This window comes from Lawsonibacter sp. OA9 (genome assembly GCF_022440585.1).
Genome location: NZ_JAKNTI010000022.1, coordinates 1,470,648 through 1,495,392, shown reverse-complemented (window position 1 = coordinate 1,495,392; position 24,745 = coordinate 1,470,648). Strand labels below are relative to the sequence as shown.

Here is a 24,745-nt window from a genome sequence, read left to right as displayed (position 1 = left end):
GACCAGTGGCCCCGTCCCGCTTTTATCTGAATCAAAGGAGGAGCTGTCCTATGCAGATACTTCCCGCCATCGATTTGAAAGACAGAAAGGTTGTCCGACTCTACAAGGGGGATTTTGATACAGTCCACCAGGTGGCAAGAGATCCGGTGGAGACGGCACGGGCCTTTTTGCGCGCTGGAACTCGCTGGGTCCATATTGTGGATTTGGATGGAGCCAGAGATGGAACCAGAAAAAATGGAGAGATCGTCCAAGCGGTGTCAGATGTGGGGCTTCATGTCGAACTGGGCGGGGGAATCCGCTCTATGTCGGATCTGGAGGAGGTCTTTGACCTGGGCGTATCTCGGGCCGTCATCGGTTCCGCCGCTGTCACCCATCCCCAACTGGTATCCGACGCTGTGAAACGATGGGGAGATAAGATCGCGGTGGGCGTCGATACCAAAGACGGACGGGTCAAGACCGCTGGCTGGGTAGAGGACTCTGGCCTGGATTACCTGGAATTTGCGCGGTCCATGGAGAAGCTCGGTGTAAGGACGATCATCTTTACAGATATTGAGACAGATGGGACTCTGTCCGGCCCCAACTTTGGAAGACTGGAGGAGCTGCAGAGGACCGTCGGCTGCCATATCGTGGCCTCCGGCGGCGTATCGAATAACGGAGATATCCGTGTACTAGCCGCCATGGGACTGTACGGCGCTATCATTGGCAAGGCGTACTACGCCGGAACGATTGATCTGGCGCGGGCGGTGGCGGACGGAGGCACACAGGAATGAAGATTGCGGTCCTGGGATACAGCGGGGCCGGAAAGTCCACGTTATCCCGGGAGTTGGGGAAGCGGTACGGCTGTCCTGTCCTTCATCTGGACCAGGTGCAGTTTGAGGCTGGATGGATAGAACGGGACAGGGGAGAAGCCCTGTCCCAGGTGGAACAGTTTATGTCCCAAGAGAGCTGGGTTATAGATGGAAATTATAGTGCCTTTCTCCAAGAACGAAGACTGGAAGAGGCGGACTGTGTTATAATCCTACTTTTGAACCGCTTTTCCTGTCTGGTAAGGTCGGTCAAAAGATATGTTATCTACCACGGCCGCACTCGGGAGGATATGGCGGAAGGTTGCCTGGAAAAGTTGGACCCGGAATTCCTTGCCTGGCTGCTGTGGAAGGGGCGGAACCGAGCTTTTTATAGAGCGGTTGCCTTGCGGTATCCCCACAAGACGGTGGTTCTGAACGACCAGAGGGCCATCAATCGATTTTTGGAGGGACTGTCATGTTAGCCAAACGAATCATTCCCTGCCTCGATGTCCGTGACGGACGGGTGGTGAAGGGAGTCAACTTTGTCAACATCCGGGACGCGGGCGATCCGGTGGCGCTGGCCAAATTTTACTCGGATCAGGGGGCGGACGAGATCGTCTTTTTGGACATCACTGCCACCAGCGACAAAAGGGATACGGTGGCTGATGTGGTGGAGCGCACAGCCAGCCAGGTCTTTGTTCCGCTGACCGTTGGCGGCGGGATCCGCACGCTGGAGGATTTTCAGCGTCTGCTCCGGGCGGGAGCGGATAAGATATCTGTGAATTCGGCTGCGGTTCAGGACCCGACTCTGATCTCCAGAGCCGCGGAACGCTTTGGCTCCCAATGTGTCGTTTTGGCCATCGATGCCCGCAAGCGGACCGACGGCACCTTTGAGGTGGTCACCGCCGGAGGCCGGACTCCGACTGGCCTGGACGCTGTGGAGTGGGCTCAACAGGGGGAAGCTCTGGGCGCGGGGGAGATCCTCCTTACATCCATGGATGCGGACGGCACCAAGGCCGGCTTTGACCTGGAAATGACCCGTGCGGTCACTCAGGCGGTATCGATCCCGGTGATCGCCTCCGGCGGCTGCGGCACTCTGGAGCATTTTGCTCAGGTTTTCCAGGAAACAGGCTGCGATGCGGCCCTGGCGGCTTCCCTGTTTCATTTTGGCGAGCTGACGGTGCCCCAGGTCAAGGATTTTCTCCGGGGCAAGAATATCCCGGTGAGGTGATGGATATGTTTGATTTAGACCTCCTTTTTCAAAAGTCAGAGCTGATTCCGGTGATTATTCAGCATGTGGACACCAAGGATGTCCTGATGCTGGGTTTCACGAATAGAAAAGCGGTGGAGCTGACACTGGAAACGGGGACGGCTTGGTTCTGGAGCCGAAGCCGGCAGGAGCTCTGGAACAAGGGGAGCACTTCCGGCAACTTTCTCCATGTGAAGCGCATTATGACAGACTGTGACACCGATACCCTGCTTTACCTGTGCATTCCAGATGGACCTACCTGCCACACCGGAGCACACAGTTGCTTTTTCCGGGAAATCGAGATATAATAAAAACACAGTGTATCCTTTTTCAATGAGGGAAAACTGTCCTAGGATGGGAGCGATAAGGATGAATGATACTTTGGCCCAGCTATACCGGGTGATAGAGAGCCGGAGAGCGCAACCGCAAGAGGGTTCTTACACCTGCTATTTGTTAGAAAAGGGCCTGGATAAGATATTGAAAAAAGTAGGGGAGGAGTGTTCGGAAACCATTATTGCCGCCAAGAACGGCAGGCAGGAGGAAACGGTGGGGGAGATTTCCGATCTTCTCTATCATCTGACTGTTATGATGGTCCAACAGGATATCCCGTTGGAGGCGGTCATGGAGGAGCTGGATCGCCGCAGCACCAAGATCGGCAACTTAAAACAATTCCATGTCAGCGATCATGAGACCTGAAAGGAGTGTTTCCATTGAGTTTTGATCCCAATGAATTTGACCGCAGCTACGCAAGCGGTTATGTTGAGCCCCTTGGTCAGTATACAGCCAAGACCTTCCTGTGGGTGATGCTGGGCCTATTAATCACCTTTGGTACGGCGCTGGCCTGCCGGATGTCCTATTTCACCATCTATGCTTTGGTTTCTGTCCCCTATCTCCATCTGCTGGCTCTGGTGGCTACAATGATTTTATCTTTTACCATGGCTCGAAGGATCGAGCGGATGCGGGTCAGCACGGCTGTTCTGATATTCGTTCTGTTCTCCGTCCTGTTTGGTTTTACACTGTCCATCTACCTGTTTGTCTATGAGATAGAGTCAGTCATTTGGAGTTTCCTGCTCACGGGGCTTTATTTTGGCGCCCTGTCTGCCTACGGCTTTTTGACACGCAGGGACATGTCCAATTTGCGGCCGTTTCTGTTCTTCGGGTTGCTTTTCCTCATCGCCTTTGGCCTTTTATCCATGTTTATCCCCGGACTGGCAATGTTCGACCGGGTGGCCTGCCTGTTCGGCATCGCGGTGTTCCTGGCCTATACCGCCTATGACACGCAGAAGATCAAGGCTTTCTATCAATATTATGCCAGCTATCCCGACATGCTGGCCAAGGCGTCTATCTTCTCCGCTTTGCAGCTTTATCTGGATTTCCTGAACCTGTTTTTATATCTCCTTCGTTTCCTGGGAAATCGCAGACGGTAAAAAAAGCTCCCCGGTGCTAAATTAGCACTGGGGAGCTTTTTGTCTCAATTTATCGATAGGAGAGCAGAATGTCTACGTCCTTCCGCTTTGGAGCAGTCAGCTCGGCCCCTCCTGGCCAGCCGACCGCGATGAGGGCCATCAGCTCTTGATCCTCTGGCACCTCTAGATAGGCTTGAAGCCTCTTCCGGTCAAAGATTCCCATGATGACGGTACCTAGCCCTAATTCATGAGCGGCCAAGCAGAAGGTCTGGGCTGCGATACCGCAGTCGTAATACTGCCAACCGGCCTCTCGGTCTGTGGTAAAGCTGCCGTCCCGCTCATAGCCGCTGCGTGCCTTCACGAAGGTTTGGGCCACAAGCAGGGGACAAGCACGGATAATGGTGGGGTTGTTAGCCCCTGGCAGACAGTACTCCGAAGCGATGGTTTCCCGTGTGGCCGGATCCTCGATGGCGATATAGCGGCTGATCTGAGTGTTTTTCCAGCTTGGGGCATAGGAGGCCAGAGAAACGACTTTCTCCAGCAGCTCGCGGCTGACCGGCCGGTCAGCAAACTGGCGCACGCTGCGCCGGGTCAAAATACACCGTTGGGCGTCCATATCGACACGCTCCTTTTCTCATAAGCTGTATTCATGGTATCTCGCCCGAAAGGGATTGTCAAGCCTGGGGCTCATAGGACCCGGTATTCGCCGCCCGTGCGCCTGAAGGTATGCTGCCGGAGTAGGAGGAGGCAGTCTGATTACAGAAGGGCTCCTGCGCTAAATCCTCACGGGCCGGCTGACTGACTTCCCCACCGTCCTGTGGCTCGGTAGGTTCGATGACTATTGGTTCCTCCGAAGTGGGGCAGCCTGCCGGATCTCCGTCTCGTAGGCTGCCTGGAAGGGCGCTGGGAAGGACCTGATAGGACACGGACACATCCTCGTCTGTAGCAGCAAAACCGCCCAGAGAGACCTGGACAGCGTCCCCCTCCGGGTCCAGCTGGGCCAGAATGGCCAGCAGATGGGGATCTTCCTCTGTGATGGTCAGGTCGATACGGTTGTCGATCTCATTGATCCACCAGCCAGACATGACAGCCTTGCACACTGGGTCAGTACGGACAAGCTCGTTGAGCTGGTCCATCAGCCCGCTGAGGCAGGTGTAAGAATATTTTCCAGGGACAAAGACGGCGTTTCCGAAGTCCAGGTCAGGGAGCGGCTGACCCTCTACCTGCACGATGACGTACCGGCCAGTGTCATTGTCATAATAGTATCCACCGAACCAAGGCTGACTCTGCCAGGCAGATACCCCGGCTAGAGGAGGCGGCGCGGCCGCGTCTTTGGATTCCATGGGGTCGGTTTCTCCTCTGCCCTGGGCATAGGCGTCAGGGTCGGGGGCCAGAGCCTCAGGGGATAGGCCGTCCTCCAACACCGCAAGCTGAACCAGCCGGGCGAGAAGTTCCTCCGTCTGCTCCGGGGATGGAGTGTTTACCGCGTAAAAAACGCTGTAACCGTCCCTAGTGGTAAAGGACACCTCTCCATAGTTTGTGCCGTCCAGATCGGTGAATCGGGCTGCCAAGACCTCGATACCCTCGATGACTGTGAGGGCATCCCCCGGATAGCCCTCCGGGCGGCCAATGGCATCAGGAGAGACCTTGGTGCCTAGACCTCCTACCATTAGGGTCAGCTTACCCCAGTCGCAGTCGGCATAGAAGTGACCATAAAACAGCGTGTCCAAGGGGTCGCCGTGCCCCGGTCCGAAGGCTAACATACCGGAGAGCTGGTCAAACCCCTCCCACCCCAATACCTGGGGAATAAAGCCGCCCAGCAGGGTCTCCAAGTCGGACTGAGTAACCTCTCGGTTTACCCCCTCTCCAGCGGCGTAGCTGTGCGCGCTGGCTTGGGATGGTGCCTGGGTATCCCAGATGTTAAGCCGGGGCAGCTCCGTCCCGATTTCGCCATAGGCATCCTCGTTGGCTATCTCATAGGTGCCATATCCGCCCTGACCACCATCCAACACAGGATGAAGTGTGGGGGAGAGTGTGTGATAAATGGGATACGCGGCGATCAATAAAGCGGCGCAGGCAGCCAGCGCCCCATACTTCCAGGGGATGGGCTGCCGTCCGGCGGGAGCGGATTGGACAAGCCGCTCTTTCAGTTGGTCCACTGCCTGTTGGCTGGGTATCAGTTTTCTCTGCATGGAGCAAAACAGATTCTTATTCATCGAAATAATCTCCTTTCAGAGTCTGGCGCAGCCTCTCCCGACCACGGGACAACCGCATTCGGACCGCACCAGGACGGATAGACAGAGCGCGGGCGATTTCCTGTGTGGTCAGCCCCTGAAAATAAAAGAGGTAGATGGGGACACGGAGGGACTCCTCCAGCTCCATCACAGCCTGCCACACGGAGTTTTCTTCCGCGGACTGGAAGGGAAGAGGCCTGTCTTCCCGCTGGGAAAGAGGGACCGTCCTTTTCCTCCAACTGGAGGAGGTGACCCGCCGGCAGAAATTGATCGTGGTCCGAAGCAGCCATGCCTTTTGATGTTCCTCATCTCGAAAAGCTTTGTTTGATTGGAAGTAAGCGAGAAAGACCTCCTGAAATACATCCTCTGCGTCTGCTCGGCTGCCGGTCCTAGCCAGAGCCAGACCGTATACCGTATTTTGATAGCGGACCAGGATATCCTCCACTTGGCCGCCCGTACGCAGCGGTTTAGCGTCCATCGGCAAAACCTCCTTTCTACCATAACTCAACTCTGGAAGGCCAAATGTCACCGCTTTAAGAAATATTTTTAGACGGATAGATCGCAAGCCCCTGAAGTCCTGTGACGACCACCTCTGAAAACAAAGTTTATTTCCAACTTCCAATTCTAACAAAAGTATGTTATCATTACAATGTATTGATATGGACACGGAGGGAATTATGGTCGTCTTAGGCATCGACCCTGGGGTCGCTACCATTGGCTTTGGCCTCATTCGGGCTGATCGGGGCAGGAACGCTCTGCTCCAATATGGTGTCATCACCACACCGCCGGGGCTCCCTCTGTCCCGCCGCCTTTGTCAGATATCTGACGATATGGAGGAGCTGATCCACACCTTTCATCCGGACGAGATGGCCGTAGAGGAACTGTTTTTTACCAAAAATATTACCACTGGCATCGCCGTAGCCCATGGACGGGGAGTCATTCTGCTGGCCGCGGAGAAGCTGGGCGTGCCCGTCTTTGAGTACACCCCTATGCAGGTGAAACAAGCTGTCGCTGGCTACGGAGGGGCGGACAAGCGGCAGGTCATGCTCATGACCCAGCGGCTTCTCAACATGAAGGAGATCCCCCGGCCTGACGATGCCGCCGACGCCCTGGCCATCGCCATCTGCCACAGCCGGGCGGCCACATCTCTGCTGAACACTGAGCGGGTCTTTGACCCCAAAAAGTACGATACGAGGTAATGGGATGAGGATGATCGTCAAAAAGCCCGCTTCAGAACCGGAGTACAGCCTCCATGACGCCCATATTATGGAACTGCAGGCGGAGAAGGATACCCTGCGTCTGGTGACCCAGTACGGCTATGTGTGCACCGCCGCCCCCTATGGACAGGTGGATGGGGATGTGGAGCTCACCGGGGTGGACTGGGAGTCCTCTTACATCTACATAATAGAGTACCAGGACGTCCTGTGCGGCAACTGTGGAGCTTTTACTGGCAAAAAAATGACCCTGGAGACCTTCCTGCTGGAGCATTCCGACGGTACCCTGGACATTATGGACGAGAGCTATGGCTTTCGGCTGACCATGTTGAGCGGTTTTCTGAATCTGCAGGACCACATATTAGAATTTAAACTGGAGATCTACTATACCGGGGAAATACGGTATTTGCTAAAAGAATAAACACCGCCCAAAAGGCGGTATGCGGAGGAACTTATGTTTTACTATCTCAGCGGCACGGTGGCCCATATTGAGCCCTACCTGGCCGTGATTGATTGCGGCGGGGTAGGGTTTGCCTGCCGTACCACCAGCTACACCTTGTCAGCGCTGAAAAAAGGAGACAAGGGAAAACTTTTTACATACCTGAATGTCCGTGAGGATGCCATGGAGCTCTACGGCTTCGCCACCCAGGAGGAGCTGAACTTGTTTCAGCATCTTATCTCTGTGTCCGGCGTGGGACCCAAGGCGGCGCTGTCTATTCTGTCTGCCAGTACACCGGCCAATTTGGCGCTGTCCATCATTACTGGGGACGAAAAGGCTCTTACCTGCGCCCAAGGAATCGGCAAAAAAATTGCCCAGAGGGTGATTTTGGAATTAAAAGATAAACTGGCCAAAGGACAGACCATCTCTGCCAAGGGAGAGGCCTATGGCGGAACTGGCATCACCGTCATCCCGGAGAATAAGCTGTCAGAGGCGTCCGCCGCTTTGGCGGTACTGGGCTATTCCCAGGGAGAGATCAATCTGGCTTTGAAGGGAATCGATTTGGACAGCCTGGCGCTGGAGGAGATTATCAAGCAGGCCCTGAAAAAGATGATGAAGGGATGAGCGCCGGACTTGAGTTCCGAGGTAGTGAAGGCCCGATATGACGCAAGGCACCTTGTGCCATTTTATGGGCGGACTGATTTCAAAAAAGAGATTGAGGTGAAACGCTATGGCCAAGTATGAAGTAAGGCTTCATGGGGACTTTGACGACACCTTGCGGTATATCCATGAGGGCATTTTGAACGCCAGCATGTCGGCAAGCTTTGAGGATGAGAGTTATTTCCAGTCCGCCGGAGTGCGCTGCTGTGTACGGGTGTACGAGCGGTACAGCTTCGGCGGTGGTAACCGAGTGTCCCTGGCCATGACTTTGGCAGGGGATGGGGATGAGCTGTTCCTGTCCGCCATCACCTCTGGCGGCAGCCAGGCCATGTTTTTTAAGCTCAACACCTGGGGGGAGGAGGCCTTTTTAGATACCCTCCGGGATCTGGCGGAAAAGCTCTAAAATAAAACAGGAAGTGAACCCATGGCAATCGATTTTTCCAACATAGAATTTGACCGTGAGGAGCCGGGTGAACCGCTGGTGACCACCTCTCTCACCAGGGAGGACGAGGGGGAGTATTCTCTTCGGCCCAGAACCCTCCGGGAGTATATCGGCCAGGAGAAGGCAAAGGGAAACCTGGAGGTGTTCATCCAGGCGGCCAAGATGCGCCATGAGCCCCTGGACCATGTGCTCCTCCACGGACCACCCGGATTAGGTAAGACTACCCTTAGCGGCATTATCGCCAACGAGATGGGGGTCAATGTGCGCATTACCTCTGGCCCCGCCATTGAAAAGGCTGGGGACCTGGCTGCCCTGCTCACCAACCTGAATGAGAACGACATACTCTTTGTGGATGAGATCCACCGCCTCAACCGCTCGGTGGAGGAGGTTCTGTACCCGGCCATGGAGGACTACGCCATCGACATCATCATCGGCAAGGGCCCATCGGCCAACTCTATCCGCTTGGACCTGCCCAAGTTTACCCTGATTGGGGCTACTACCAGGGCTGGCCAACTGTCTGCCCCATTGCGGGACCGGTTCGGTGTGACCTTAAGGCTTGAACTCTATACCCCGGCGGAACTGGCGTTGATCGTTACCCGATCCGCCGGCATCTTGGAGGTGCCCATTGAAGCCGACGGGGCCATGGAGATCGCGCGCCGTAGCCGTGGAACCCCCCGCATCGCCAACCGAATGCTACGCCGGGTACGGGACTTCGCCCAGGTGAGGGCTGGCGGTGTCATCACCAAGAAGGTGGCTGATGAAGCCCTCACCGCCCTGGAGATCGACTACCTGGGGCTGGATTCCATCGATCACCGGATGCTTCGCTCTATTATTGAAAACTATCGGGGGGGACCAGTGGGGTTAGATACTCTGGCCGCTACCATCAACGAGGAGGCTGTTACCCTAGAGGACGTTTATGAGCCCTATCTGATGCAGCTTGGCTTCCTCACCCGTACCCCAAGAGGGCGGTGCGTCACGGAAAAAGCCTATCGACATTTAGGACTGCCTGTCGCGGGAGCGGCAGCCGTGGACCAGCTGGATCAACTGACATTCTGACTTGACACATTTTGTATGATAGAGGTGCGAATTTATGGGTAAATTATTTGGGACTGACGGAATCCGCGGCGTAGTCAACGCCGGGCTTGATGCCGATTTGGCGTATAAAGTAGGACTGGCTGCCGCTATTGTGCTGTCCAAGGACAAAAAACCGGGGGAGAAGCCTCTGGTTACCATCGGGAAGGATACCCGGATCTCCGGGGATCTGCTGAAAGGCTCCCTCATCGCTGGGCTGTGCACTGCTGGGGCCGATGTGCTGGACTTGGGCACTCTTCCCACCCCAGGCGTGGCCTGGGTGACTGTGGACGAGGGGGCGGACGCTGGCATCGTTATCTCCGCCAGTCACAATCCATTTGAGCACAACGGCATCAAGATCTTCAACGGCCAGGGCTTCAAGCTGTCCGATGAACTGGAGGAAAAAATCGAGGATATTGTCCTCTTTGGCCACAACAATGTCCCTATGAAAACAGGTGGCGATATTGGCAAGGTGAGCTATGTGGCCCCCAAGGCCAGCGAGGACTACATCGACCACCTGGAGAGCACTATAGACTCCACCCTGGGTGGCCTGCGTATCCTTGTAGACTGTGCCAACGGAGCGGCCTCTACCACTGCCGCGCGGCTGTTTGACCGCTTCTCTAAGCTGCGTACCGACGTCATCAACGCCGACCCGGATGGAATCAATATCAACGAAAAGTGCGGCTCTACCCATATTGATGGATTGGCCGCTATGGTCAAGGCAGGCGGCTACGACATTGGCATCGCCTTTGATGGGGACGCGGACCGATGTCTGGCGGTCGATGAACTGGGAAATCTCATCGACGGGGATCAGATCATGGCCGCCTGTGGACTGGATATGAAAGCCAAGGGAAAGCTGCCTGGGAATGCCATCGTGGCCACTGTCATGTCCAATCTGGGCCTACATCTTTACAGCAAGGAAAAAGGTATGGACCTGGAATGTACTGCGGTAGGCGATCGGAATGTTCTAGAGCGGATGCTGGAAAAGGGGTACCGTCTAGGCGGCGAGCAGTCTGGCCACATGATTTTCCTGGAGTACGCAACTACTGGCGACGGCCAGTTGACTGCGTTACAGATGTTGGCCCTGCTGAAGGAGAGTGGAAAAAGGGCTTCGGAGCTGTTTGGATGCTGTCCCCGTTTCCCACAGGTGCTTATCAATGTTCCGGTCACGGATAACGATGTAAAAAAGTCGGCGATGGCCAGCCCGTTACTGGCCCAGGCTGTCCAGCAGGAGGAGAGCGCCCTAAACGGCGAGGGCCGGGTGCTGGTCCGCCCGTCAGGAACCGAGGCCCTGATGCGGGTGATGGTGGAGGCCAAGACAGAGGAGATTGCCCAGGCGGCTGCCAAACGGCTGGCAGATCTGATCCCCCAACTATAAAAGATGAATCGGATATGGTCGAGCTTGGAGGTTTTGACAAAATATTTCTGCCAAGGGCTTGACAAATCCGTTGATTTTGTTTATTATGATTAAGAGCCATCCTATTGATATGGAAGTAACGCGATTCCAGAGTTTGTCCGATGAGGAATTATGTCAGCAGATCTCCAATGGCTGCCGTGAGGCGGAGGATGAATTGGTCCTTCGATATGGTCAGCTGGTACGTGCTTGTGCCCGCCCTCTGTTCTTAGCAGGCGGGGATAGCGAGGACCTGATCCAGGAAGGTATGTTGGGCCTACTGACTGCCATCCGTGGCTTTGATCTCCGGCGGGACACGGCTTTTCGCACTTATGCTGAAATTTGTATCCGAAGCCGTCTGATTACTGCTGTCCGAGCCGCCCAAGGCGGCAAGCATTCCCCATTGAATCACAGCATCTCTTTTGAACCCCCTCTTTTTGACGGGACCAACGCGCGACTGTTTTCCATCGTGGAAAGCCCGGAGGACGTCATCATCGGCAGGGAGGAACTGAAAGAGCGGCTAGATGCTCTGAAGGGCCAGTTGTCTGAGCTTGAAGCCAATATTTTGCCGCTCTATTTAAACGGCCTCTCCTGTGGAGAGATTGCAAAGCAGGTAGACCGCTCCCAAAAGTCGGTAGACAACGCCATCCAACGCATTCGCCGCAAAATGGCGCGGTGATTTTATCCCCGGCGTATCCAGCGTGAGCTGATCGCATATTACAATCGCCCAAGCGAATTGATTTGGGCAACGAGTCAAAGAGAGGGAAAGTCCATGTACGAAGACAAGATCCTGGTATGTAAAGAGTGTGGCAACGAGTTCACCTTCACCGCTGGTGAGCAGGAGTTCTATGCCGAGCGCGGCTTCCAGAACGAGCCCCAGCGCTGCAAGGCCTGCCGTGATGCCCGCAAGAACGCTGCTCGCGGCCCCCGTGAGTATTTTACTGCGGTGTGCGCTGCCTGTGGTGGTGAGGCTAAGGTTCCTTTCGAGCCCAAGTCTGACCGTCCTGTTTACTGCAGCGACTGCTTCGCCAAGATGCGTGAGCAGCAGGGCTGATATCTGCCAAGAAAAAAGGGCGCCCAATCGGGCGTCCTTTTTCTTGCCCCATCAAAAACGCTCGGATCGCCACATCGGCATCCGAGCGTTTTTGATGGACTTATTTGACTAGCATACTCATATCGTACAGGCCCGGAGCATCCACTGTGGCCATGAATTTTGCGGCTTCAAGAGCCCCTTTGGCAAAAATCTCACGGGAATGGGCGATATGACGGATCTCCATTACTTCATCGTGGCCGGCAAAAATGATCTCATGCTCTCCTACAATGGTGCCTCCACGTACAGCAGAGATGCCAATCTCCTTTTTATCCCGTGGTTGACGGACGGAGTGTCGGTCAAAGACGTATTCGGTTTCATGCCCACAGGCGGAGGCGGCAGCATCCGCAATCATAAGGGCAGTTCCCGAAGGGGCATCTACCTTGCGGCGGTGGTGCCGCTCGATGATCTCGATATCATAGCTGTCTCCCAATACTGTGGAAGCCTTCTTGACCAACTCAAGCAGTACATTGATGCCAAGGGACATATTAGCCGAGCGGAAGATTGGAACTTCTAGAGCGGCCGCACCAATTTGAGCGACTTGCTCAGGAGTATATCCGGTGGTAGCCAAAATCATGGGAATTCGGGTATCCCTGGCAAAGGACAACAGACCATCCAGCGCGGCCGGAGAGGAAAAATCAATGACAGCATCCGCTTCTCCATGAAATTGGGCAGGGGAGGAGTACACCGGAAATTCTCGGTCACTGGCGCCTAGTACATCAAAGCCAGCGACGACCTGGACCTGGGGATCTGCCTCACAGAGAGAGGTCACCACCCGGCCCATATGACCATTACAGCCGGAAATGATTATCTTTAGCACGTGTGGACGCTCCTTACTTCAGCAGGCCCATCCGCTCCATCGAGGTGCGGAGTACGGCCAGATTCTTGTCAGAGATATCGCACAGAGGCAGCCGAAGTGAACCAGCCTCCATCCCCATTAGATTCATAGCCGCCTTGACGGGGATGGGATTGACCTCACAGAACAGGGCGTCGATTAGATCCATATATTCGATCTGGAGTTTAGCCGCGGATTCGAAGTCATTGTCCAGGCACCAGTGGCTCATCTGTACCATGACCTCAGGGATGATGTTAGAGGCCACAGAGATGACGCCTTTAGCTCCCAGCGCCATCATAGGGACCACTTGGTCATCATTGCCGGACCAGATATAGAAGTCGTCAGGGCACAGATACCGGGTATGGGCCAGGAGGGAGAAATTGCCACTGGCCTCCTTGACGCCGTTGATCTTGGGATTTTCGGACAGCACCTTATAGGTGTCGGCAGTAAAGGATACGCCGGTGCGGCTGGGAACATTATACAGGATGATGGGAAGGTCAGTCCGGTCGGAAATATACTCATAGTGCTTGATCAGACCGGTCTGGCTTGCCTTGTTATAATAGGGGGTGACGTGGAGCAGGGCATCTGCACCGGAATCCTGTGCGTGCTGGGACAGGTAGACGGCGGCAGAGGTGTCGTTGCTGCCGGAACCAGCGATGACCTTGACACGGTGATCTACCCGCTTGACACAAAATTCCACGGCGGCAATGTGCTCACGAATAGACATGGTAGCGGACTCACCAGTGGTGCCGCAGACACACACCGCATCCACGCCGGCGGCGATCTGGTCGTCGATCAGCTTTCCGAAGGCGTCGTAGTTGATGCTGCCGTTTTGGTCAAAGGGAGTGACCAGCGCGGGACAGGAACCGGTAAAAACAGGACTTCTCATAAACAATACACCCTTTCTTCAAATGCGGGAAGTAAGGAGGGTGACCTCCTGGCTCACCTATGATCGATATAGCCCTCGGCGCACAGCAGCTCGGCCAACAGGACAGCGCCGCCTGCAGCACCCCGCAGGGTATTGTGGGACAGGCCCACGAACTTATAGTCATACTGTGTGTCCTCACGGAGCCGCCCCATGGAAACCGCCATTCCGCCTTCCAGCTCACGGTCCAGCTTGGCCTGGGGACGGTCTGGCTCCTCGAAGTAATGGATAAACTGCTTGGGCGCGGAGGGAAGCTCCAGCTCCTGGGCTCTGCCCTTGAAATTGGCCCAGTCTAACTTGATCTGCTCGATGGAGGGCTTTTCACCGGAAAACTTGATAAATACGGCGGCGGTGTGTCCGTCGGATACTGGGACGCGCAGACACTGGGCGGTGATGGAGGGGCCATCCGCCTTGACAAATTTATCGTTCTCGATGCGTCCCCAGATCTTCAACGGCTCCTGCTCGCTCTTTTCCTCCTCGCCACCGATATAAGGGATCAGGTTATCGACCATTTCGGGCCAACGCTCAAAGGTCTTGCCGGCGCCAGAGATGGCCTGATAGGTACAGACCAGGACCTTTTCCACACCGTACTTCAGCAGGGGGGTGATGGCGGGAGCATAAGACTGGATAGAGCAGTTGGACTTGACGGCGATAAAGCCGCGTTTGGTGCCTAGGCGGCGGCGCTGTGCGGGGATGATCTCAATATGCTGAGGATTCATCTCGGGGACCACCATTGGCACGTCATCGGTCCAACGGTGGGCGGAGTTGTTGGAGACCACGGGACACTCGGCTTTGGCGTACCGCTCCTCCAAAGCGCGGATTTCATCCTTCTTCATATCAACAGCACAGAATACGAAGTCCACCAGACCGGCGATCTTCTCCACGTCGGCCTGAGCATCCATGACAACCAAGCCCTTGGCCTCTTCAGGAATGGGTTTCTCCATGGCCCAACGTCCGGAGACAGCCTGCTCATAGGTCTTTCCAGCAGAACGGGGGCTGGCTGCGATGACTGTAAGCTGGAACCAGGGATGACCCTCCATCAGTGTGATGAAACGCTGACCAACCATACCGGTTCCGCCAATGATACCTACTTTATACTTTTCCATGTAAAGCAACCTCCAAATCTCTCTTATATAAGGGTATGACAAAGTCTGAACATAGATGAGTCGACCAGGGAAAAGAAAAAAATAAATCAGCGGCTTTTCAAGCGGCTGATTTTGTACTATAATGTCGACTAAGAGCAAATTGCTCGACCGGCAAAATATTCACAAAAGCAGACAGCTCTCCATCAGCCTGACCCTGATGACAGTCGGCTGGCTGTTAACCAGACGACCAGAGCAAACTCTTGACCGGAAGAGCAGCTCTTCGGCGGCGTCCCCTTTGAACATGGATCAGCGGGAACCGGCTCCCTGGCCATGTCTACTGATGTAGCCGCACCTCTATCTTGCAGAATTTGACCCTATCCTATCACGTTTGAAGGTCGGTGTCAATAGTACAAAACCGCAGAAGTGGAGAAATGGAGCAGACCATGAGGAGAAATTGGATGCGGCTTGCCGCCGCTGTACTTGCAATAACCCTGGCAGTCCCCACCGGATGGGCCGTAAGAACCAACAGTGACGGTGAGGTTATGATCCGTGTAGGGCTGGCATCCTCGTACCAGTACGTAGAAACGGGAGAGCTGGAGGCCGCTCACCTCCAAAATAATACAGGGTATGGCGCCGGTTTCCGCTTCGGCTACTACGACGGGAATATGGATTTCGTTGAGCTGGGACGGACGGAGAAGGACATTGACCAGGTGGCGGTGCTTAAGACACAAAACCTCTACTATGGACGGGACGCCTCGTTGGGCAAGACTACCTACTCCTCCTCCATTACCAGCAATATCGCGGTGGGCTGCTATCATATTTTGATCGATAGCGGGTATGGAGACTACGAGGACGCACGGCGGGACGCGGAAGACTATGAGGATGGCTTCGTGGCCTGGATAGATGGAGAATACCAGGTTCGGGTGGGAGCCTATCTCTCAAAGGGCGAGGCGCTGGACGCAATCGATACCTTAGGGGAGGGGACCGTTGTAGGGACTACTTCCTACGGAATGAGTATTGTGGAAACAGGGACGGATCATATCCTGTTTCAATTTGACCAGGGAACAGGTGGTATCCTGGCGATCCTGCCAGACGTGACCGGAGCAGAGGATGTCAGGACTTGGTTCTCCAATTATAAATACCGAGGTGGCTTTCTTTATCAGCGCCTCAATGGAGGAAATATCTCGGTAGTCAATGTGGTGGAGCTGGAGGACTATGTAAAGGGTGTGGTCTGTTATGAGATGGGCCGCACCTGGCCCTTGGAGGCCCTGAAGGCCCAAGCCACCTGTGCCAGGACTTATGTTCTGAGGAACATGGGCCGGCACCAGAGCTACGGATTTGACGTATGTGGCAGTACGGAATGTCAGGCATACCATGGTTGCGGAGATGGACGTTCCAACTCCGGCCCCAGTGAGGTAAGCGACCAGGCGGTAGAGGAAACAGCGGGCCAGGTGGTTCTCTATAACGGAAAATTGGCAGAGACCGTATATTCCTCCAGCGCGGGCGGAGCCACAGAGGACGCAAAGAATGTCTGGGGGACGGATACAGTCAACACCCATCCCTACCTGAAGGGTGTGATAGATCCTTACGAATCCCTAGTAGACGACTTAAATCCCTATTCTCCCTGGACGGTTACCTATACCTCAGAGGAGCTGACCAGTAAACTTCAGAGCAACGGCTTTGGGGTTGGTACTTCCATCGATTACCTAGAACTGACCTACTCTGAGATGGGAAACGTCATTCGACTTCAGGTACACTGGAAAAATGGGAACAGCAACACGTTCAAGCCAAGTGCATCCTCTGGCGGCATAGATATGGGTATCCGAGGAAATTTTGGTGTTAAGTCGATCCGGTTTACAGTAAATGGAAAGATGGCCAGCCAGCCAGCCGGAAACGGATCTGGAAGCTATGCGGTCAATGGTTCCGGTACACTGAGTGGTACGGACGATGTATATGTGATTTCTGGTACCGGTTCGGTATCTGGAGCTGGAAGCGATCTGTATGTGATCTCCGGTTCTGGAAAGATTAGCTCGCTGTCGGAGGGGAATACCGGTGCCTCCGGGACCAATGTGGGAGGCGGCACAGTGACCGTCTCTGGAGATACTTATGTATTTGACGGAGCGGGCTGGGGGCACCAATTGGGAATGAGCCAATTTGGTGCCAACGCCATGGCCCGCGAAGGGTTTGACTATGACGAGATACTGAAATTTTATTTTCCTGGCGTCCAAGTGGACGCCTATTAAAAGAAGAGAAAGGCGTAAACTGTTTTGAAGACCTCTGATTTCAATTTTGAACTGCCAGAAGAGCTGATCGCCCAGACTCCTCTAGAGCGGCGTGATTCCTCCCGGCTGCTGACACTGGACAAGAACACAGGAGCAGTCGGACATCACCACTTTTATGATCTGCCGGACTTCCTGCGCCCCGGGGATTGCCTAGTCCTCAATGACTCCAGAGTGCTGCCCGCTCGTCTGATCGGGCACCGACCTACGGGAGGGACCTGTGAGGTATTGCTGCTGGTGGACCGGGGCGAGGGGTGCTGGGAATGCTTAGTCCGTCCAGGAAAAAAACTTAGGACAGGCGCCCAGATAATATTTGGACAAGGGCAGCTGACTGCAACGATTGAACGGGAGCTGGAGGACGGCAAGCGGCTGGTCCAGTTCCACTACCAGGGAATTTTTCTTGAAATATTAGAGGAATTGGGGAAAATGCCCCTGCCGCCCTATATCAAGGCCGAACTGGAGAACCAGGAGCGTTATCAAACGGTCTATTCTAAAGTCGTAGGATCCGCCGCAGCGCCCACCGCCGGACTGCATTTTACTCCGGAACTGCTGGATAATATCCAGGAAATGGGTGTGAAGGTATGCTACGTTACGCTCCATGTCGGCCTTGGTACCTTTCGGCCTGTCAAAGCGGAGGACATCCGCGACCATGAGATGCATTCTGAGTTTTGCATGATATCTCAGGAAACCGCGGACATCATCAATGAAACCAAAAGAAATGGAGGCAGGGTGATTTGTGTGGGTACCACTTCCTGCCGCACCATTGAGAGCTTTGCGGCGGAGGACGGCACCATGACACAGCGGTCTGGATGGACAAATATCTTTATCTATCCTGGGTATCGCTTCAAGGTGTTGGACGCGCTGGTCACAAATTTTCACCTACCTCAGTCCACCCTTATCATGTTGGTATCCGCTCTGGCGGGCCGCGAACATGTACTGAACGCCTATCAAGAGGCGGTGAAAGAGAAATACCGCTTTTTTAGCTTCGGAGACGCCATGTTCATTTCTTAGAAAGCGCGTCATGGCTGATAGACTTGTCCAATATCGGTCAGGCTCTCGTGGTCGGCCTAGAGGGGGCGGTAATATCCGCTACAGAGCAGCTTCGAGCGATGGGATCGGAAGGAGTGTTCCAAAAAAATCAGAAATGTTTTGGATCCCGAAGCGTGACTCCAGCAGTTGGAGGCGCTAACCGGCGCGAAGGACCGGGACCCAAGACAGCCAACTGCAGCCAGCGCGTAAGGCGGAATGAAGTCGCTGGTATCACACACTTTAAGGAGAAATCTATGTTTCAATTACTAAAAACCGAGGTGAAGGCCCGCCGGGGAGTATTTACCTGCCCCCATGGAACTGTGCAGACTCCTGTTTTTATGAATGTCGGCACCTGCGGAGCGATCAAAGGGGCGGTGTCCGCCCACGACCTGAAAGAAATCGGCTGTCAGATCGAGTTGTCTAATACCTATCATCTCCACCTGCGTCCGGGTGACGATGTAGTCCGACAGATGGGTGGACTCCACAAATTTATGGATTGGGATGGCCCCATGCTCACTGACAGCGGAGGATTCCAGGTGTTCTCTCTGTCCGGACTGCGGAAGATCACAGAGGAAGGCGTTACCTTCGCCTCCCACATTGATGGAAAGCGGATCTTTATGGGACCGGAGGAGTCCATGCGGATCCAATCCAATCTGGGCAGTGATATCGCCATGGCCTTTGATGAGTGTGTGGAAAACCCGGCGCCTTACGACTATGTCAAGGCCTCCTGCGAGCGGACAGCCCGATGGCTGGATCGCTGTGCAGTGGAGCACAGAAAGCTCAATGAGGCGCCTGGCTGCGTCAATCCCGGTCAAATGCTATTTGGCATCAACCAGGGTGGGACCTATGCAGACCTGCGGAAATGGCACATGGATGAGATCGCCAAACTGGACTGTGACGGTTACGCCATCGGCGGTCTGGCTGTAGGGGAGCCCACACAGACCATGTATGATATTATCGAAGCGGTGGAGCCCCATATGCCGAAAGAGAAACCTAGGTATCTGATGGGAGTGGGAACCCCCTCCAATATCATTGAGGGAGTAGCCCGCGGCGTGGATTTTTTTGACTGTGTTATGCCGGCACGAAACGCCCGCCATGGAAAGCTGTATACCTGGGAGGGCACCATAAATATCAAAAATGAGAAGTACAAGCTGGATTCCCGTCCCATTGATCCCACCTGTAACTGCCCGGTCTGCCGCTCCTTTTCCCGAGCCTATCTCCGGCACCTGCTGACGGCCGGGGAGATGCTGGCTATGCGTCTGGCAGTGCTCCACAATCTCCATTTCTATAACGAATTGATGCTCCGCATCCGCGAGGCACTGGATCAGGGACGATTTGAGGCATTCCGACAGAAATTTTCTGGAAAGCTGGACAGACCCGCAGCAGACCCAGGAATATAGTCCTCGAATTTGACAAAAGGACTTGCCAACAGGAAAAAAACCCGCTATAATAGCACTAATGCGTCTGACTGGAAACAGCTGACAACAACTTTGGAGGGAACGAATTTTGGAAACCTTAATACTGATGGCCTTAATGTTCGCAATGCTCTACTTCTTTATGATCCGCCCCGAGAACAAGCGGAAGAAGGAGGCTCAGAACCTCCGCAATTCGCTGACTGTCGGCGATGAGATTACTACCATCGGCGGTATCATCGGCACCATCTGTTCTGTGAAGGAGAATACCATCGTGATTGAGACCGGGGCTGATCGCGTCCGCATCGAGTTCACCAAGTGGGCTGTTTCCACTAAGAACTCCTCTGCCGCTGCTGCGGAGCAGAAGTAATCACAGAAAATAGACATACTATATGCCCTTCTCGCATAGGTTTTCGTGAAAACAGAAGACCGCGGGGAGGGCATTGTGTTATGAAAAAGAGGGAAAGACGGCAAGAGGAATCGGGCGAACAGTGGGTCAACAGTATGTGTGAACTGCTCAAGGGTGGGGTGCTCGCCGGTTTTTCGGCCGTGCTAGCACTTCTGCTGTGCGCCTTGCTCATTTCAACAGGAGTCCTGCGGGAACAGTGGGCTCAGGGAGCGGTACTAGCGGTCTGTGTCTTAGGCGGGGCTGTTGGCGGGATATACAGCATCAAAAGGATCCGCTCCAAATCTTTGCTAGTGGGGACAGGAGTAGGAGCAATCCTGTTCCTGCTTCTGCTGACGGCAGGCCTTCTGGCCTATGATACCGCATCGTTAGAGCAGGGGGGAGCTGGCATACTCTGCGCCTGCCTGTGTGGGGGAGCGATAGCCGGTATACTGGGAAGAAAGCCCAAGAAAAAGCGGAAAAGATGATTGAAATATCCGGTTCGCTATGCTACAATACCACTTGATAGCAGCGATATTGCCCAGCTTCAGTTTTCCACCAAAGGAACTGCCGGACTTGCGTCCAGAGAAAAACTGTGGTATAATTGTTGCACTAAGCGATTCAGGAGGAGATACCAATGAAGCATATCCAGACCCTTAACGGGGCCACTTTGAAGGCCAGTGCCGCCAAGGGCGGCTGCGGCGAGTGCCAGACTTCTTGCCAGTCTGCCTGCAAGACTTCCTGCACTGTTGCCAATCAGAAGTGCGAGAATAAGTAAGTTCTCAACATACCTGAAAAGGGTGGGCGTCAGCCTACCCTTTTTCATGTCTATTTCTCCGTCCAAATGATATCGATAGGGAAATCGAGGAAGGAAGTTCGATATGGTACATACCTTTACGGCGCTCGGCCAGTATCTGGCCGCTGATGTGAACAGTGGCGCGGTCCACGTGTTGGATAAGTTGAGCTTTGACCTGCTCTCTTTGATTGAAGGGCCAATGGGAGAGAGGCTACCTCAAAAACTGGCGGAGCAGTTGGACCAATATGATCCACAGGAGCTATCCGAGGCTTGGGAGGAGCTGAGAGGTCTTCAGGACCAGGGCCTTCTCTTTTCTGATGACGAATACATCGATCCGGAGGCCGCTATGGCCCTGCCCAAGTCGGCAGTGGTCAAGGCGCTTTGTCTCCATGTATCTCATGACTGTAACCTGCGGTGCAAATATTGTTTTGCCTCGACAGGCGACTTCGGCACTGGCCATCGGATGACCATGGACTTTGAAACGGCCAAAAGGGCCATCGACTGGGTCGTGGCAAAATCCGGAAAGCGTAGAAATATCGAGATTGATTTCTTTGGCGGGGAGCCTCTCATGGCGATGGATACGGTGAAGCGCACTGTGGAATACGCCCGTTCCCTGGAAAAAGAGCACAACAAGGTATTTCGCTTTACGATTACGACCAACGGTGTCCTGCTCAATGATGAGACGATAGAATATATCAACCGGGAGATGTCCAATGTTGTCCTGTCTCTGGACGGTCGTCAGCCTGTCAACGACCGGATGCGGCCTACTGTGAACGGGAAGGGGAGCTATGAGGTCATCGTTCCAAAATTCCAAAAATTGGTGGCCGGCCGTGGAACCAAGGATTACTATGTTCGTGGGACATTTACACGGGATAACTTGGACTTTTCTCAGGATGTGCTCCACATGGGGGATCTGGGTTTCCGCCATGTATCGGTAGAGCCCGCCAGCGGACCGCTGGATGATCCTTTCGCCATTAAAGAGGAGGACTTGGAAAAGGTAGAAGCAGAATATGAGAAATTGGCCGGCCAGTTGATGGAGCGGCCAGACATCAACTTTTTCCACTTCAATGTAGATCTGGCCCAGGGGCCCTGCGTGATTAAGCGTCTGCGCGGCTGTGGCGCTGGCTGTGAGTATGTGGCCATTACGCCTGACGGAGATATCTATCCCTGCCACCAGTTCGTAGGGAAGGAGGAGTACCGTATGGGCAACGTGTTCGATGGCTCCTTTGATATGGATATCTCCGGAACCTTTGCACAGCAGAACATCTATACCCGCCCGGCCTGCCGGGAGTGCTGGGCCCGTTTCTATTGCAGCGGCGGCTGTTCCGCATCTAACCTGCTTGTCAATGGCGACATAACAAAATCGAATGATGTAGCCTGCCAGATGGAACGCAAGCGGCTGGAATGTGCCATCGCTCTGAACGCCATTGAAGCCGGTATGGGAAGCAAAAGAAATACGAATTGTAATAATACAGATTGTATTGAGTGCAGTCTAGTGGAATCTAAATGAATTTCAACATATAGTGTCGGCGGCGTGTTTTATGTACTGCATTTTGTGAAGTGAGGCGCCACTTTAGCGCCTCACTTCATTTTTTGGTTCCTAAATTTACATAACGCAATTTACATAAAATTGGAGCAGAAAAAATATTTCTTGAAAATATGACCGAAAACACTTGCGCGAAGCGGAAGAAGAGGCTATATTAAGAATATAGAAAATGGTGGGCCTTATTTTGAGCTTTCCATGTCTATTTTTTTCCCCTTTCTCATAAGGTTATCTTGAGGTGACAGCGATGGGAAAGAGGGAACGAAAAAAATGGGACTTGCCGTCGGAACAATGGGTCCCCTTGGCTATTTTATCAGGTTTCTTTTTATTGGGGGGACTTTGCGGTTCCATCTTTGCCAGTCTGGCAGACGGGCAGGGTGGACAGGAGCTGTGTGACTATCTGCGGGATTACCTGGGGCTGGTCAGAGATGGTGCCCTCTTTCATAACTTTTGGTCCGGCTTGTGGGAGGAGCTTCGGTACCTGCTTGCTGTTTTTTTGCTCGGCCTTACTGGGATCGGTGTGGTGGGTCTGCCGTTACTTTTTGGGGTGCGGGGTTTTTTCTTCGCTTTTTCTGTGGCCTGTTTCTGCCGTGTATTCGGATCTTCTGGCTTGCTGCCCGCCCTGTTTTTGTTTGGCTTGCCAGCGCTGTTGTGGGGACCGGCTCTTTTTCTCTCTGGCGTCCAAGGGCTGAATGGTTCGCGCAAGCTGCTTTTGCGTGGCCTTGGTGATGGGCGCGACGCACTACCCTTCGCGCCAGTCTATTGGGGAAAGCTGACAGTCAGCTTCATCCTGATCCTTTTGTGTGGCCTAGTAGAATACCATGTGATCCCAGTTCTTCTTCGGGCAGCTGCCCGTGTTGTGTTGTAAAATCATTGTAGGGGAGCATAGGAACGTGTCTGAGCTTTTGACAGTGTATGAGGACTATTTGAAAACTGAAAAACACGCCTCGGCAAACACGGTCAGTTCCTATGTCCGTGACGTTCATCAATTCGCTCAGTCTATGGAGGATAGCGGTGTGTCCTTGACTGAGGTGTTACCCAAAGATGTAGAGGGGTTCACCAAATCCTTGGTACGAAAAGGGAAGTCTCCCGCCACGGTAACCCGCTCTGTGGCGTCTATCAAATCTTTTTATAACTGTCTGATCGCCCTTGGGAAAGTGGACCGTAATCCGGCCAAGGGGGTGGCCCCGGCCAAGGTGGAGCGTAAACTGCCCCAAGTTCTGACTGGAAAGGAAGTCGAGCTGTTTTTAGAGCAGCCTGATTGTACAGATTTGAAGGGTTACCGGGACCGAGCTATGCTGGAGCTGTTGTATGCCACCGGCATCCGGGTCAGTGAGCTGATCGACCTGGATTTGGATGATCTCAATCTTCCGGGCGGGGTACTTAAATGCTACAGTAAGGGGAAGGAGCGAATCATCCCTCTGTACCAGACCGCCATTCGTGCACTGAGCGAATATGTACATAATGTCCGTCCCCAGTTGGTGGAGGATGTGGAAGAGACCGCCCTTTTTGTCAATATGAACGGGGAACGGATGAGCCGTCAGGGTTTCTGGAAACTCATCAAATATTACCAGGAGAAGGCTGGAATCCAAAAGGACATCACTCCACATACCCTGCGGCACTCTTTTGCGGCACACCTGCTAGAGAACGGCGCTGATTTGCGCTCCATCCAGGAGATGCTGGGCCACGCCGACATCTCATCCACTCAGATATATTCCAAACTGCTGAACCAAAAGCTCAAAGATGTCTATCTCAAAGCCCACCCTAGAGCGTGAAAGCCAGGAACTGTTTAGTTCCTGGCTTTTTTCTCCCGTTTTTCCTTCGGGCTGATTTAGGATATAAATGCCTCCCTTTGTCGAAAAGACAAAGAGAGGCATATTGTCCACAGGGAGCTAATCAATAATCACCAAAACCAATGGAATGGGTTAAGTGCTTCAAGGAACCAAGTCCAAAATGTTTTTTTGAATTTCTGTTTCTTAGTGCTTCTTTGAGAAAGCAGTGACCGTATAACAGCGATAATAAGGCACAGAACAGCATATATAAACACACCAAACAAGATTGCTCCCCAATAATCCATATCCTATGCTCCTCTGCAATGAAATTTATTATCCACTGATATCAGTTTCAAATTTATTTTATCATATTTTTCTGCTCTATTTAATGCATAGTGAAATCGACGGAGTTGGAAACCAATCAGTCCAAATGTAAAGAAGGAGCTTTTTCCACTCTATTGACATCAATTTTTTCCTGTGCTATGATAGGCGCGATATGAAAGAAACGGAGGCGGGAAAATGCGCAATCTCTCTTGCTGAATATGGTATGACAACTTCGGGCCACCTCTGTGGCCCTGGTCTGTCGTACCAGGCGTAAGAGGGATTCGTACCTGCTTTCGGTCAAACAGGAGGAATGACATCGGAATTTCCGGCTGTCTTTCTGTCGTTGTCTGCCGCGAGAGGAATACCCTCTTGCGGCT

At 53.7% G+C, this 24,745-nt stretch carries 29 protein-coding genes and 1 riboswitch; of the genes, 23 read left to right on the top strand and 6 right to left on the bottom strand.

The genetic code is table 11. The features are described 5' to 3' along the window. Positions 1-50: 50 nt before the first annotated feature. From hisA to MCG44_RS08370, 6 genes are all read left to right on the top strand, one after another. The gene (hisA, locus tag MCG44_RS08395; RefSeq protein WP_147571741.1) at positions 51-770 is read left to right on the top strand and encodes a 1-(5-phosphoribosyl)-5-[(5-phosphoribosylamino)methylideneamino]imidazole-4-carboxamide isomerase; all 720 of its coding nucleotides are present in this window, start codon (positions 51-53) and stop codon (positions 768-770) included. After that, a complete protein-coding gene (locus MCG44_RS08390) occupies positions 767-1,267 on the top strand; it encodes a DNA topology modulation protein FlaR (protein WP_147571742.1) in 501 nt (166 codons plus the stop codon). Before hisA ends, MCG44_RS08390 begins: the two co-directional genes overlap by 4 nt. Next, the gene (gene hisF, locus MCG44_RS08385) at positions 1,261-2,016 is read left to right on the top strand and encodes an imidazole glycerol phosphate synthase subunit HisF (RefSeq protein ID WP_186852545.1); all 756 of its coding nucleotides are present in this window, start codon (positions 1,261-1,263) and stop codon (positions 2,014-2,016) included. Before MCG44_RS08390 ends, hisF begins: the two co-directional genes overlap by 7 nt. A 5-nt stretch (positions 2,017-2,021) precedes the next feature. Then, entirely contained in the window at positions 2,022-2,342 is a 321-nt protein-coding gene (gene hisI, locus MCG44_RS08380) for a phosphoribosyl-AMP cyclohydrolase (RefSeq protein WP_147571744.1), read from the top strand. 61 nt (positions 2,343-2,403) lie between these two features. Further along, positions 2,404-2,730, top strand: a complete 327-nt coding sequence (gene hisE, locus MCG44_RS08375) for a phosphoribosyl-ATP diphosphatase (protein WP_147571745.1) — start codon at positions 2,404-2,406, stop codon at positions 2,728-2,730. A 14-nt stretch (positions 2,731-2,744) separates the two neighbouring features. Further along, on the top strand, positions 2,745-3,461 hold the full coding sequence (locus MCG44_RS08370; RefSeq protein ID WP_240287705.1) for a Bax inhibitor-1 family protein: 717 nt from the start codon (positions 2,745-2,747) through the stop codon (positions 3,459-3,461). Between the two features lie 49 nt (positions 3,462-3,510). On the opposite strand, the gene MCG44_RS08365 is transcribed toward MCG44_RS08370, so the two are convergent. The 3 genes from MCG44_RS08365 to MCG44_RS08355 are packed head-to-tail and all read right to left on the bottom strand — an operon-like array spanning position 3,511 to position 6,152. Beyond that, positions 3,511-4,056: a nitroreductase family protein gene (locus MCG44_RS08365; RefSeq protein WP_186852546.1), complete on the bottom strand. Its 546-nt coding sequence runs from the start codon at positions 4,054-4,056 to the stop codon at positions 3,511-3,513. 58 nt (positions 4,057-4,114) lie between these two features. Next, complete coding sequence (locus MCG44_RS08360; RefSeq protein WP_240287704.1) at positions 4,115-5,656, bottom strand: hypothetical protein; 1,542 nt, start codon at positions 5,654-5,656, stop codon at positions 4,115-4,117. After that, positions 5,649-6,152 (bottom strand): RNA polymerase sigma factor, encoded by a 504-nt coding sequence (locus tag MCG44_RS08355; RefSeq protein WP_147571749.1) that lies wholly within the window; start codon positions 6,150-6,152, stop codon positions 5,649-5,651. Before MCG44_RS08355 ends, MCG44_RS08360 begins: the two co-directional genes overlap by 8 nt. A 199-nt stretch (positions 6,153-6,351) precedes the next feature. Here MCG44_RS08355 and ruvC point away from each other — a divergent pair, with 199 nt between their 5' ends. The 8 genes from ruvC to MCG44_RS08315 all read left to right on the top strand — a co-directional run bounded on the left by ruvC (position 6,352) and on the right by MCG44_RS08315 (position 11,947). After that, positions 6,352-6,873: a crossover junction endodeoxyribonuclease RuvC gene (ruvC, locus tag MCG44_RS08350; RefSeq protein ID WP_147572012.1), complete on the top strand. Its 522-nt coding sequence runs from the start codon at positions 6,352-6,354 to the stop codon at positions 6,871-6,873. 4 nt (positions 6,874-6,877) lie between these two features. Continuing rightward, positions 6,878-7,309, top strand: coding sequence for a hypothetical protein (locus MCG44_RS08345; protein ID WP_240287702.1), 432 nt, complete (start codon positions 6,878-6,880; stop codon positions 7,307-7,309). 33 nt (positions 7,310-7,342) lie between these two features. Beyond that, the gene (gene ruvA, locus MCG44_RS08340) at positions 7,343-7,951 is read left to right on the top strand and encodes a Holliday junction branch migration protein RuvA (protein WP_240287700.1); all 609 of its coding nucleotides are present in this window, start codon (positions 7,343-7,345) and stop codon (positions 7,949-7,951) included. 106 nt (positions 7,952-8,057) lie between these two features. Next, entirely contained in the window at positions 8,058-8,390 is a 333-nt protein-coding gene (locus tag MCG44_RS08335) for a DUF6054 family protein (RefSeq protein ID WP_186852549.1), read from the top strand. 21 nt (positions 8,391-8,411) lie between these two features. Next, positions 8,412-9,485: a Holliday junction branch migration DNA helicase RuvB gene (gene ruvB / locus MCG44_RS08330; protein ID WP_240287698.1), complete on the top strand. Its 1,074-nt coding sequence runs from the start codon at positions 8,412-8,414 to the stop codon at positions 9,483-9,485. A 34-nt stretch (positions 9,486-9,519) separates the two neighbouring features. Next, positions 9,520-10,878, top strand: coding sequence for a phosphoglucosamine mutase (gene glmM / locus MCG44_RS08325; protein WP_147571756.1), 1,359 nt, complete (start codon positions 9,520-9,522; stop codon positions 10,876-10,878). 85 nt (positions 10,879-10,963) lie between these two features. After that, positions 10,964-11,572: a sigma-70 family RNA polymerase sigma factor gene (locus MCG44_RS08320; protein ID WP_240287696.1), complete on the top strand. Its 609-nt coding sequence runs from the start codon at positions 10,964-10,966 to the stop codon at positions 11,570-11,572. A 93-nt stretch (positions 11,573-11,665) separates the two neighbouring features. Beyond that, a complete protein-coding gene (locus MCG44_RS08315; RefSeq protein ID WP_147571757.1) occupies positions 11,666-11,947 on the top strand; it encodes a zinc-ribbon domain containing protein in 282 nt (93 codons plus the stop codon). 100 nt (positions 11,948-12,047) lie between these two features. On the opposite strand, the gene dapB is transcribed toward MCG44_RS08315, so the two are convergent. From dapB to asd, 3 genes are read right to left on the bottom strand one after another with little or no spacing between them, the layout of a single operon-like run. Beyond that, positions 12,048-12,803 carry a 4-hydroxy-tetrahydrodipicolinate reductase gene (dapB, locus tag MCG44_RS08310; RefSeq protein ID WP_147571758.1) on the bottom strand — a complete coding sequence of 252 codons (756 nt, stop codon included), beginning with the start codon at positions 12,801-12,803 and terminating at the stop codon, positions 12,048-12,050. Between the two features lie 13 nt (positions 12,804-12,816). Continuing rightward, a complete protein-coding gene (gene dapA / locus MCG44_RS08305; protein WP_147571759.1) occupies positions 12,817-13,707 on the bottom strand; it encodes a 4-hydroxy-tetrahydrodipicolinate synthase in 891 nt (296 codons plus the stop codon). A gap of 53 nt (positions 13,708-13,760) precedes the next feature. Continuing rightward, positions 13,761-14,849, bottom strand: coding sequence for an aspartate-semialdehyde dehydrogenase (gene asd / locus MCG44_RS08300; protein WP_147571760.1), 1,089 nt, complete (start codon positions 14,847-14,849; stop codon positions 13,761-13,763). A 164-nt stretch (positions 14,850-15,013) separates the two neighbouring features. Beyond that, positions 15,014-15,193, bottom strand: a riboswitch (Lysine riboswitch). A 66-nt stretch (positions 15,194-15,259) separates the two neighbouring features. Between asd and MCG44_RS08295 the strand changes: the two genes are divergently transcribed. From MCG44_RS08295 to xerD, 9 genes are all read left to right on the top strand, one after another. Next, the gene (locus MCG44_RS08295) at positions 15,260-17,071 is read left to right on the top strand and encodes a SpoIID/LytB domain-containing protein (protein WP_240287694.1); all 1,812 of its coding nucleotides are present in this window, start codon (positions 15,260-15,262) and stop codon (positions 17,069-17,071) included. Positions 17,072-17,095: 24 nt separating this feature from the next. Then, positions 17,096-18,118 (top strand): tRNA preQ1(34) S-adenosylmethionine ribosyltransferase-isomerase QueA, encoded by a 1,023-nt coding sequence (gene queA / locus MCG44_RS08290; protein ID WP_147571762.1) that lies wholly within the window; start codon positions 17,096-17,098, stop codon positions 18,116-18,118. A gap of 272 nt (positions 18,119-18,390) precedes the next feature. Further along, the gene (gene tgt, locus MCG44_RS08285; RefSeq protein WP_147571763.1) at positions 18,391-19,536 is read left to right on the top strand and encodes a tRNA guanosine(34) transglycosylase Tgt; all 1,146 of its coding nucleotides are present in this window, start codon (positions 18,391-18,393) and stop codon (positions 19,534-19,536) included. 106 nt (positions 19,537-19,642) lie between these two features. Further along, on the top strand, positions 19,643-19,918 hold the full coding sequence (gene yajC / locus MCG44_RS08280) for a preprotein translocase subunit YajC (protein WP_147571764.1): 276 nt from the start codon (positions 19,643-19,645) through the stop codon (positions 19,916-19,918). 80 nt (positions 19,919-19,998) lie between these two features. Beyond that, positions 19,999-20,421: a TIGR04086 family membrane protein gene (locus MCG44_RS08275; protein WP_147571765.1), complete on the top strand. Its 423-nt coding sequence runs from the start codon at positions 19,999-20,001 to the stop codon at positions 20,419-20,421. 149 nt (positions 20,422-20,570) lie between these two features. Continuing rightward, a complete protein-coding gene (gene scfA / locus MCG44_RS08270) occupies positions 20,571-20,711 on the top strand; it encodes a six-cysteine ranthipeptide SCIFF (protein ID WP_087393998.1) in 141 nt (46 codons plus the stop codon). Positions 20,712-20,814: 103 nt separating this feature from the next. Continuing rightward, on the top strand, positions 20,815-22,239 hold the full coding sequence (gene scfB, locus MCG44_RS08265) for a thioether cross-link-forming SCIFF peptide maturase (protein WP_147571766.1): 1,425 nt from the start codon (positions 20,815-20,817) through the stop codon (positions 22,237-22,239). A gap of 280 nt (positions 22,240-22,519) precedes the next feature. Then, positions 22,520-23,140, top strand: coding sequence for a stage II sporulation protein M (locus MCG44_RS08260; RefSeq protein WP_147571767.1), 621 nt, complete (start codon positions 22,520-22,522; stop codon positions 23,138-23,140). Positions 23,141-23,165: 25 nt separating this feature from the next. Further along, positions 23,166-24,047, top strand: coding sequence for a site-specific tyrosine recombinase XerD (gene xerD / locus MCG44_RS08255; RefSeq protein ID WP_147571768.1), 882 nt, complete (start codon positions 23,166-23,168; stop codon positions 24,045-24,047). Positions 24,048-24,745: the final 698 nt, after the last annotated feature.